The sequence below is a fragment of the Streptomyces flavofungini genome, assembly GCF_014650815.1.
GTDB lineage: Bacteria > Actinomycetota > Actinomycetes > Streptomycetales > Streptomycetaceae > Streptomyces > Streptomyces flavofungini.
This window is the reverse complement of the sequence record NZ_BMVR01000044.1, coordinates 1-8,874: the sequence shown is the minus strand read 5'-3', so window position 1 is coordinate 8,874 and position 8,874 is coordinate 1. Positions and strand designations below refer to the sequence as shown.

The window sequence follows — 8,874 nt, the reverse complement described above, 5'->3', positions numbered from 1 at the left end:
CCACCACCGAACCCGGCGCCCGGTACGCACCACCACCGAACTCCGGCTCCGGCAACCCCGACCGGTCCAGCTTCCCGTTCGGCGCCAACGGCAACCGATCCAGCATCACCAACACCGACGGCACCATGAACTCCGGCAACCGCCCCGCCACAAAACGCCGCAGCTCGGCGGTGTCGACACCGCTGGTGAGGTCGATGGCGTCGTCGCTCAGGCCCTCGGTGTCACCGGTGGCGTCGTCCGCTCCGGTGGGGACGACATAGCCGACGAGTTGTTTCGTGCCCTGACCCGTGCGCGTGACGACCACGGCCTGGGACACACCGGGATGCGCGGTCAGCGCCGCCTCCACCTCACCCGGCTCGATCCGGAAGCCGCGCACCTTCACCTGCGCGTCATCACGCCCCACATACTCCAGTTGGCCCTCAGCGGTCCACCGCGCCAGGTCACCCGTGCGATACATCCGCGCGCCGGGCCCACCGAAGGGGTCCGCGACGAAGCGCTCCGCCGTCAGACCCGCGCGACCGTGATAGCCCCGCGCCACACTCCCCGCGACGTACAACTCCCCCACCACACCCGGCGGCACCGGAAGCAGCCCAGGACCCAGCACATACGCCCGCATGTTCCCCAACGGCGAACCGATGGGCGCACTGCCCGACCCGTCCCACTCCGCACCGGACGACAACTGGAACGTCGTCGCGTAGAAACTCTCCGTCTGCCCATAGGCGTTGACGACCCGCACGCCCGGGAAGGCCTGGCGCACCCGCTCCGCCAGGGACGCAGGGAGGGCTTCTCCGGCGAAGACGACGGCGTCGACGGCGACGGTGCCGACGATGTCGTCGACGAGTTCGGCGAAGACGGACGGCACGGTGCTGATCACACCGCCCTGCCAGTCTTCCCGGTCCGCCAGCTCAAGGACGTCGCGGACGACTTCGACGCAGCCGCCGTGCGTCAGCGTCGTGAACACCTCGAAGACGGACACGTCGAAGTTCACCGAGGTGCCCGCGAGGACGCGCGTGCCCGGTTCGATGCCCACCCGCTCGGCGAGCCGCAGGACACCGTTGACCACGTTGTGGTGCGTGATGGTCACACCCTTGGGCGTGCCGGTCGAACCGGAGGTGTACATCACGTACGCCGCGTTGTGCGGCCGCGGCCGCGCCTGCCCGGCGTCGGTGCCCGCGTTCCCGGCGTCGGCGCCCGCCTTTTCGGCGTCGCCGACGAACAGGCGCGGAGTGCCGTCGTCCGGCAGCACTCCCACGGTCTCCGCGTCCGTCAGGAACAGCCGGGGGCGGGAGTCCGACAGGATGAAGTCGAGCCGCGTGCTGGGGTACTTCGGGTCGACCGGCAGATACGCGCCGCCCGCCTTCAGCACGCCGAGCAGTGCCACGACCAGGTCGGCCGAGCGCGGCAGCGCGAGTCCCACCACTGTCTCCGGGCCCACTCCGCGTGCCGCCAGCTCGCGCGCCACATGGTTCGCGCGCGTGTCCAGCTCGCGGTAGGTGAGGGTCCGCTCGCCGGAGACCACCGCCACCGCGTCCGGGGTGGCGGCGGCCTGCCGCTCGAACAGGGCGGGGACCGTCACGTCGGGCGTCGGCGCCGCCGTGTCGTTGAACCGGTGGATCACCAGCTCCCGCTCCGCCGCGTCCAGCACGTCCACGATCGCCCCGATCGGCCGGCCGGGGCTGGTGACGAGTTGCTGTACGACCCGTGCGAACCGGGCCGCGAGGGCCTCGACCGTGGCACGGTCGAAGAGGTCCGTCGCGTACTCGAGGTGACCGACCACGCCGAGGCCGGGGATGTCGGCCATGTTGAAGAACAGGTCGAACTTCGCGGTGTCGGTGGACGGGTGCTCGAGGTCCACGCGCAGGCCGTCGAGCGCGAAGTCCTCGCGGGCCATGTTCTGCCAGGCGAACATCACCTGGAACAGCGGGTGGTAGGCGGTGGAGCGGTCGGGCTTGAGCAGCTCCACCAGGCGCTCGAAGGGCGCGTCCTGGTTCTCGTAGGCGGCCAGGGCCTTCTCGCGCACCTGCCCGAGGAGGCCCTGGAAGCTCGGGTTTCCGGACAGGTCGGCGCGCAGCACCCAGGTGTTGACGAAGAAGCCCACCAGCTCCGCGAGCGCGGCGTCGGTGCGGCCCGCGATCGGGGATCCGACGGTGATGTCCTCGCCGCCGCCCAGGTGGTGCAGCAGGACCGCCACGGCCGACTGGAGGACCATCGACACCGTCGCGCCCTGCGCGCGGGCGAGTTCCTCCACGGCGGTGACCAGGTCCGGGTCGAGCTCGAACGCCACCAGGTCGCCACGGCGGCTCGCCACCGGCGGCCGGGGGCGATCCGTCGGGAGCTGCAACGGCTGCGGCACGCCTGCCAGTTCGTCCCGCCAGTACCTGAGCTGCGTGGCGAGGACGCCGTCGGGGTCGGACTCGTCGGCGAGCAGTTCCCGCTGCCACAGGGTGTAGTCGACGTACTGCACCGGCGGCTCCGGCCAGTCCGGCCGCTCGCCGTGCCGTCGGGCGGCGTAGGCCGTGCCCAGGTCGCGCGCCAGCGGACCCATCGACTCGCCGTCCCCGGCGATGTGGTGGACGACGAGGACCAGCACGTGCTCGTCGGCGGCGCCGCGGACCACGGTCACCCGCAGCGGTATCTCCGTGGCCAGGTCGAACGGCCGGGCGGCGACCGCCGCCACGGCGTCCGCCACCGCCTCCGGGGCGGACTCGACGACGTGCAGGTCCACCGGTGCCGGTGCCGCGGGCAGCACCCGCTGGTACGGCACTCCGTCACCGGACTCGGCGATCAGCGTCCGCAGTATCTCGTGCCGGGACACGACGTCCCGTACCGCGTTCTCCAGCGCCGCCACGTCCAGCGCGCCGGTGAGCCGCAGCACGAACGGGATGTTGTACGTCGCCGACGGCCCCTCGAACCGGTCGATGAACCACAGGCGGCGCTGCGCGAAGGACAGGGGCGGCTGCTCCGGCCGCTGTGCCGCCCGGCGCAGCGGGGAGCGGACGCGCGCTCCCGGGGCGATCCGTTCGACCAGTTCCACGACGGTGGGACAGTCGAAGACCGCGCGGATCGGGACCTCGGCGCCCAGTTCGGCGCGGATCCGGCTGATCAGCCGGGTGGCGAGGAGCGAGTGCCCGCCGAGGGCGAAGAAGTTGTCGTCGATGCCCACCCGGTCGATGCCGAGGACCTCGGCGAACAGCGCGCAGAGCACCTCTTCCTGCGGTGTCCGCGGCGGCCGGCCCGTCGCCACACCGGCGTAGTCGGGCACGGGCAGCGCCTGCCGGTCCAGCTTCCCGTTGGGGGTCAGGGGCACTTCGGCGATCGCGACCACGGCCGCGGGCACCATGTACTCCGGCAGCCGTTCCTGGGCGTGGTCGCGGAGCCCGGCGACGAGGACGCCGATCTCCCGCGCCCCGGCCGGGTCGTTCGCCAGCATCCGCTCGGGGCGCCCGGTGGGCGTGAACCCTCCGGAGTACGTCCGCCCGGCTTCGGTACCGGCGGGGAAGACCACCGCGTCGAAGCACTCGGGCACGCCCGCCGTCAGGGTGAGCAGCAGGCCGAGGCCGCGCCGGTCGGCCCAGTCCCGCAGGTCGTGCGGGTCCAGGGGCGGGAGCCCGGCCACCGGTGAGTCGACGGCCGCGAGGGCGGTGGCGGTGGCGACCTCACCGGCGAGCCGGGCGTTGGGGATCCGGGTGATCCGTACCGGTGTCGTCCCGTGCTCCTGGACCACCTCGTCGAGGCCGGTGAAGTCGTCCACCCTGCGGCCCCAGGCGAGCGCCGGGATCGCGGTCAGGGGGACGAGGTCCACGGGTGCCTTGTGCAGCACCACTTCGTAGCGGTGCCGGGTCAGTTCGTTGTGGGCGCGGCCGGGCTTCAGGAGCACCTCCACCCCGGCGGCGCCGTGTTCGTCGGCCCAGCGTGTGAACCACTCCGGGTCGAGGACCAGTTCCTTCTCGACCAGGACGGCGCGGGCGACGGCGGCGCGGACCACGGACGCCGAGGCCTCCGGGCGCTGGGCGTGGTGGATCGCCGTCTTCAACAGGTTCAGCGAGCCCGCGTGGCGCACGTCACCGATCACGATGCGGCCGCCGGGGGCCAGCAGGCCGAGGGCCTGGCTCAGCACCCGGTCCAGATAGTCGGCGTCGGGGAAGTACTGCGCCACCGAGTTGATGACGACGGTGTCGAAGTGCTCCTGGGGCAGGCCCGACGCGTCGTCAGCGGGCTGCACCCGCAGCCGGACCCGCTCGGTGAACCCGGCCCTCTCGACCTGGTCCTGCAGCTGTGCGATGACGGGGGCCGAGAAGTCCGTGCCCCAGTACTCCGCGACGTCGGGCACGATCTGGGAGAGCAGCAGACCCGAGCCGACGCCCAGTTCGAGGACGCGCTGCGGCGCCCTGCCGAGGATCTGCTCGACGGCGGCGTCCCGCCAGGCCCGCATCTCCACCAGCGGGATCGGCTCTCCGGTGTAGCTGGAGTTCCAGCCGGTGAAGTCCTCGCCCCAGGCGGTCTTCCCGGAACCGGCGTACGCCTCGTCGTACACCTGCTGCCACTCGTCGACCTGCTCCGCCTCCCGGGCGGTGGCCGAGCCGGTGGGGGCGGGCACCACGTAGCCCACGATGCGCTGGTCGCCGGGCCGGTCCTCGCGGGTGATCACCACGGCCTGGTCCACGCCGGGGTGCGCGGCGAGGGCCGCTTCGATGTCGCCGGGCTCGATGCGGAATCCGCGCACCTTGACCTGGAAGTCGACCCGGCCGAGGTAGTCGATCACGCCGTCGGGCCGCCACTTGACCAGGTCACCGGTGCGGTACATGCGCGCACCGGGGGTGAACGGGCTGGCCACGAAGCGTTCGGCGGTCAGGCCCGGACGGTTCAGGTAGCCGCGGGCGAGCTGGACGCCCGCGAGGTAGAGCTCTCCCGGCACCCCCGGGGGGACCGGCCGCAGCGCGGAGTCGAGGACGTAGACCTGGGTGTTCCACACGGGTGCGCCGATCGGCACGCCGGTGGCGCCGGGCTCCTCGCGGCACTCCCAGGCCGTGACCTCGACCGCGGCCTCGGTGGGGCCGTAGAGATTGTGCAGCCGGGTGCCGGGGAGCACCTGCGCGAAGCGCTCGGTGAGCTCCAGGGGGAGCGCCTCGCCCGCGGCCTCCACCCGGCGCAGGCTGGTGCACTGGTCCGCGGTCGGCTCCGAGAGGAACGCCGCCAGCATGGACGGCGCGAAGTCGGCGTCGGTGACCCGCTGTTCCCGGATCAGCCTGGCCAGGTACTCGGGGTCCTTCTGTCCGTCCGGCCGTACGATCACCAGCGCCGCCCCGACCTGCAGCGGCCAGAACAGCTCGGGCACCGACACGTCGAAGCCGACGGATGTCTTCAGGAGCATCCGGTCGCTCTCGTCCATGCCGTAGTGGCCGTGGCCCCAGGCGAGCCGGTTCATGATCGAACGGTGGGACACGACCACGCCCTTGGGCTTCCCGGTCGACCCCGAGGTGTAGATCACGTAGGCGGCGTGGTCCTCGTGCACGTCGACGCCGGGGTTCGACTCCGGGTGTCCGGAGAGGTCCGGGAGTTCGTCCAGGACGAGGAGGGGTGTGCTGTCGGCGAGCATGTGCTCGACCCGCTCGGCGGGCAGATCGGTCTCGATCGGCAGATAGGCGGCTCCTGTCTTGAGCACGCCGTAGATCGCGGTGAGCAGGTCGAAGGAGCGCGGCATCCGGATCGCGACGAGCCGCTCGGGACCGGCGCCCCGCTCGATCAGCCAGTGCGCGAGCCGGTTGGCGCGCGTGTTGAAGTCGGCGTAGGAGAGCGTTTCGCCTTCGAAGACGAGCGCGGTGCGCTCCGGGCCGCGCTCCACCTGGGCTTCGAACGCCGCGGCGAGGGTGCTGCCGACGGTGGCCGTGGTGTGCGCGGTGTCGTTCCACTCGGACACGACCTTGGTCCGCTCGGCGGACTCCAGGACGTCGAGCTGCGCGACGCGGATCGACGGGTTCTCGACGACCTGGAGCAGCACCCGCAGGCAGCGGGTGGCGATGGCTTCCACGGTGGCGTGGTCGAAGAGGTGGTGCTGGTACTGCAGCGCGATGCGCAGCTGCGGGTCGGCGTCGGCCGTCACGGTCAGCGGGTAGTGGGTGCCGCTGAACGGGGTGAGCCCGGTGATCGCCACGCCCGCCTCGGCGTTGGCGTCGCCGAGCCCCGCGTGGTCGATCGGGAAGGACTCGAAGACGACGACGGTGTCGAAGAGGGTGCTCAGGCCGGTGTCCTGCTGGATCCGCGCGAGGCCGTGGTGGTGGTGGTCGAGCAGGACGGCCTGCCGGTCCTGGAGCCGCGTCAGCAACTCCCGGAAGGTGTCCCGGGGCGAGCAGGTCACGCGTACGGGAAGGGTGTTGATGAACAGGCCGACCATGGTGTCGATGTCCGGGACGGCGGGCGGGCGGCCGGACACCGTCGCGCCGAACACCACGTCCTCGCGCCCGGTCAGCTCTCCGACGACGACCGCCCAGACCCCCTGCACCAGGGTGTTCAGGGTGACGCCCGCCTCGGCCGCGTACCGGGTGAGTTCGCGGGCGGTCTCCGGTGACAGGGGTACGTCGACCTGTCCGATGTCCTCGGAGTCGGCGGACTCCGCGCCGGGGGCGAGCAGGGTGGGTTCGTCGAGCCCGTCGAGTTCCTCGGCCCAGGCGCGGGCGGCCGCGTCGTGGTCCTGCTGGGCCAGCCAGGTCAGGAAGTCCCGGTAGCCGCGCACCTTCGGCAGGGCCGCGAGGTCCCCGGCGGAGCCGTACAGCCTGAGCAGGTCCTCCATGAGGAGGGGGACGGACCAGCCGTCGAACAGGACGTGGTGGGCGGTGAAGACCAGTTCGGCCCGGTCCGGGCCCATGGTCACCAGGGTCATCCGCAGGAGCGGCGGTGCGGTCAGGTCGAAGTGCGTGGCGCGGTCGTCGGCGAGGATCCGTTCGAGCGCCGCGTCACGGTCGTCGCCGTGGTCGCTCAGGTCGGTGTGGTGCCAGGGCAGTTGGACGTCGTCGACGACGAGCTGGACGCGCTCACCCGAGGTATTGCTGACGAACGCGGTCCGCAGGCTGGGGTAGCGGTCCAGGACGGCCTGTCCCGCGGCCCGCATCCGCTCGGGCTCCACCGGTCCGGAGAGGTGGAACACCAACTGCATGTGGTACGCGTCGTACGCAGCGTCCGCCAGCAGGGCGTGGAAGAGCAGCCCGGACTGCAGTGCGGTCAGCGGCCACACGTCGGCCAGGCCGGGGTACTTCTTCTCCCAGACCTCCAGCTTGCGCTGGTCCACCGACACCAGCGGCACGTCCGACGGCGTCAGACCACCGGCGCCCGGCCGCGCCACGTGCCGGGCGAGGCCTTCCAGCGCCGCGCACCACAGGTCGGCCAGCTCCTGCACGTCCTCACGGGACAGCACGCCGGTGGGGAAGCCCACGCGGGCGTTCAGGCACGGGCCCTGCTCTGTGTCGCTGACCAGTGCGTTGATCTCCAGCGTCGACATCAGCGGCATGTCCGCGTCCGGCGCGGCGACCAGGTCGGTGGTGTTCTCGGCCCGGGTCCAGCCGAGGCCGCGCAGGTTCTCCGGCATGTCGGCGGCGGAGAACCGGCCCAGGTAGTTGAAGGCGATCTGCCCGGTGTCGTACCGCCGGAGCACCGTCGCCGTGTCCGGGTTCAGATGGCGCAGCAGGCCGTAGCCGATGCCCTTGTCGGGGATGGCGAGGAGCTGCTCCTTGACGGCCTTGATCGCGCCCGCGGCTGCGGGGCCGCCCGCGAAGGCGTCACTGAGGTCGATTCCCGTGGTGTCGAGGCGGACGGGGAACATGCTGGTGAACCAGCCCACCGTGCGGGACAGATCCGCACCCGGCACGACGCCCTGCTCACGGCCGTGTCCTTCGAGGCGGATCAGCGCCGAGGACTCCGAGATGCCGCGCTTCTGCCGCCACTTGGCCACCGCGAGGGCGAGCCCGGCCAGCAGACCGTCGTTCACCTGGCCACGGAACGCCGTCGGCACCGACGTGAGCAGCGCCTCCGTCACCCGCGCCGGCAGTTGGACCCAGAGATGGTCGACGGTGTCGGACACGTCGAGGGTCGGGTCCAGGGGGCGGTGGCCGAGGAGGGGGTCCGGGCCGTCCACCATGGCACGCCAGAGGGGGAGTTCGGCGATCCGGTCCTCGCTGACGGCCTCATCCTGAAGGGCGTGCGTCCAGCGCCGCACCGACGTACCCACCGGCGCGAGCTCCGGCACCCGACCCGCACGCACCTGCTCCCAGGCTGCGGCGAAGTCCGGCAGCAGGATCCGCCACGACACCCCGTCCACCACCAGGTGATGCAACACCACCAGCAGCCGACCAGGAACGTCCGCACCCGGATCGAACCACACGAACCGGCCCATCACCCCACCCTCGGGATCCAACCGCCCGGTGGCCTCATCCAGCTCCGCCTCCGCCAGCTCCCGCCAGCCCGGCGCACCCCACTCACCATCACACTCCACCCGATGGACCAGGCCCGCCACGTCCACCGAACCCCGCTCAGCAACCTCCAGACTCCACTCATCACCAGCCACCAGCCGCGAGCGAAGAATGTCATGCCGGTCGAACACCGCACCCAACGTCACCGCCAGGCCCACCGCATCGATCCCCACCGGCAAATCCAGCACCGCCGACATCGAGAACCGACCGAACCCACCACCCAACTCCCGCAGATACCGACTCACCGGCAACACCGGCAGCCGACCCACACCACCCCCCTCGAACTCCTCCAACACCACACCCGCATCCGAGCCATCCGCCACCGCCACCTGCGCCAGCTCGGCCACCGTCCGGCACTCAAAGATCTGCCGCGGCGTCACCTCCACACCCAGCACCCGCGCCCGCGACACCACCT

At 71.8% G+C, this 8,874-nt stretch carries 1 protein-coding gene; it reads right to left on the bottom strand.

Annotated features, from left to right (window positions below):
* On the bottom strand, positions 1–8,874 hold an 8,874-nt coding region (locus IE274_RS38915; RefSeq protein WP_190120681.1), incomplete at both ends, for a non-ribosomal peptide synthetase.